Annotated in this window: 3 protein-coding genes; all 3 read left to right on the top strand. The window is 39.1% G+C overall.

Annotated features, from left to right (window positions below; all coding sequences use genetic code 11):
- Positions 1-202 precede the first annotated feature (202 nt).
- Positions 203-1765, top strand: a complete 1563-nt coding sequence (locus PSN35_RS06965; protein WP_300031363.1) for a type I restriction-modification system subunit M — start codon at positions 203-205, stop codon at positions 1763-1765.
- A 9-nt stretch (positions 1766-1774) separates the two neighbouring features.
- On the top strand, positions 1775-2188 hold the full coding sequence (locus PSN35_RS06970; protein WP_300031366.1) for an HI0074 family nucleotidyltransferase substrate-binding subunit: 414 nt from the start codon (positions 1775-1777) through the stop codon (positions 2186-2188).
- On the top strand, positions 2172-2568 hold a 397-nt coding region (locus PSN35_RS06975; protein ID WP_300031369.1), incomplete at its 3' end, for a nucleotidyltransferase family protein. The genes PSN35_RS06970 and PSN35_RS06975, both read left to right, overlap by 17 nt.

Consider the following 2568-nt stretch of genomic DNA (forward strand, 5'->3'; position numbering starts at 1 on the left):
CTAGCGCTAAACAGCACAAGCGACACCAAGCAGTCCTCTGGGAGGAGCCCTCTAGGAGGGCTAATATTTTTTACAAACACATATAGGGCAAGGGATAACACTATTTTAGCAATTTCTATATTTGGATTAGGGTAATATTTGAAGATGTGACGATTGTTGAGGGTTAAAATAATCCAAATTAATACTCAAAATTTAATCAATAATGGGCGACGAAGACAAAAAGAAACTAGAACAAAAGCTGTGGGATATTGCCAACGAGTTGCGTGGCAAGATGGATGCGGATGAGTTTAGGGATTACATCCTTGGGTTTATCTTTTACAAGTATCTGTCTGAGAAGATGGCGAGCTATGCCAACAAGCTATTAGCTGAAGACGGTATTACTTACCTGTCACTTGATGAGAACAATGCTGATGGCGCTGAGTATCTTGATGCGATTAAAGAAGAGTCGGTTGAAAAGCTGGGTTATTTCCTTAAGCCGTCTGAGTTGTTTGGCGAAGTTGCCAAGCGTGGTAATGGCGACACGGATAACTTTATTCTTGAAGACTTAACGCAAATCCTGCGCAATGTTGAACAAAGCACAATGGGTTATGAGTCTGAGGATGACTTCGGTCATTTGTTTGAAGATTTGGATTTAACCTCCACCAAACTCGGTAGAACTGAAGAAGCTAAAAATACGCTAATTGCTAAGGTTTTATTCCACCTAGACCAAATCAACTTTGACCTTGAAACAAAAGAATCTGATGTACTGGGTGATGCGTACGAGTATCTAATTGGGCAGTTTGCTGCGGGTGCGGGCAAGAAAGCGGGTGAGTTCTACACGCCTCAACAAGTATCTAAAATCTTGGCTAAGATTGTCACCACAGGCAAGAGTAAACTTAAAAGCGTGTACGACCCAACGTGTGGCTCTGGTTCGTTACTGTTGCGTGTGGCTAAAGAGGTGGATGATGTCTCTAACTTCTATGGTCAGGAGCTAAACCGTACCACTTACAACCTTGCTCGAATGAATATGATTCTTCACGATATTCACTATCGTAAGTTTGATATTAAACAAGAAGACACTTTAGAGCATCCTCAGCATATTGACGAGCGCTTTGAAGCAGTGGTGGCTAACCCGCCATTTAGTGCCAAGTGGAGTGCGAACGAGCTGCATATGAGTGACGATAGATTTTCTCAGTATGGCAAGCTAGCACCTAAAACCAAGGCTGATTTTGCCTTTGTTCAGCATATGATTCACCAACTTGATGAAAACGGCACAATGGCGATTGTACTGCCTCACGGCGTATTGTTCCGTGGTGCGGCTGAAGGGTATATTCGCAAGTATTTAATTGAAGATAAAAACTATCTCGATGCGGTAATTGGTTTGCCTGCTAATATCTTCTACGGCACAAGCATTCCAACTTGTATCTTGGTGTTTAAAAAGTGTCGGGAAGACAGTAGTAACATCTTATTCATTGATGCTTCGAATGAGTTTGAGAAAGTTAAAGCGCAGAACACTCTAACCGATGAGAATGTTGCTAAGATTATTGACACATTCAAGAGTCGTAAAACCATCGATAAATACTCTTACCTTGCCTCACTCGATGAAGTTAAAGAGAATGACTACAATTTGAATATTCCAAGATATGTAGATACCTTTGAGGAGGAAGAACCGATTGATTTGAGAGCGGTATCTGCTGAACTAAAAGCCATTGATGCGCAGATGGCTGATACTGATAACACCATTGCCAGCTTCTGTGATGAGCTGGGTATTGCTAAACCATTTTAGGAGAACAATATGAATGAACAGCTAGACTTAACTAATTTTAAAAAAGCCATAAAATCTCTTAAAAAAGCACTTGATGAATACGCAAAAGACACTAGCAATGAATTTGTCAGAGATTCTTGTATTCAGCGTTTTGAATATTGCTACGATTCATCAAAAAAAATGTTAAGTAGACATTTAAAAAATATTGGCGAAGATGATATTGACGGTATGCCTCTTGCTGATATTATTAGACTGGGCGCTAAAAAAGAATTGTTATTACACAGTTGGGATAAGTGGGTTATTTATAAAGACAGTCGTAACGCCACTTCTCATGGCTATAATGAAAGTGTTGCTATTGAAATAGTGCAACAAACCCCAATTTTTTTGGCAGAACTTGAAGGTTTTTACGAGAAGTTAGAAGCATATTATGAAACTGAATTTTGACATCACGCCCCAAGAATTTCATATTGTTCAGAATATTTTAGAAAATCATTTATCCAATGATTGTAAAGTATGGGTGTTTGGCTCTCGGGCAAAAAATAACGCACAAAATTATTCTGATTTAGATTTGGCAATAGAATGCCTAAACATAGACACAAGGCAACTCATCACAAGGCTCAAAGATGACTTTACTGAATCAGACCTGCCCTATACAGTAGATGTATTGGACATCAACAGGGTTGAGCCGTATTTTCAAAAGATTATCAATAACAAAAAAATTCTTTTTCCATTTAAAGCAAAACTCAAAGTGCCACAGCTAAGATTTCCAGAGTTTAGTGGTGAGTGGATGACTGATGAATTGTCGAATCTTATTGAAATTTCGT

This window comes from Candidatus Thioglobus sp., assembly GCF_028599055.1.
Lineage (GTDB): Bacteria > Pseudomonadota > Gammaproteobacteria > PS1 > Pseudothioglobaceae > Thioglobus_A.

Excerpts from the sequence above, each read along its gene's own strand:
- PSN35_RS06970 (WP_300031366.1), top strand. The coding sequence starts at position 1,775 with ATGAATGAACAGCTAGACTTAACTAATTTTAAAAAAGCCATAAAATCT.
- PSN35_RS06965 (WP_300031363.1), top strand. The coding sequence starts at position 203 with ATGGGCGACGAAGACAAAAAGAAACTAGAACAAAAGCTGTGGGATATT.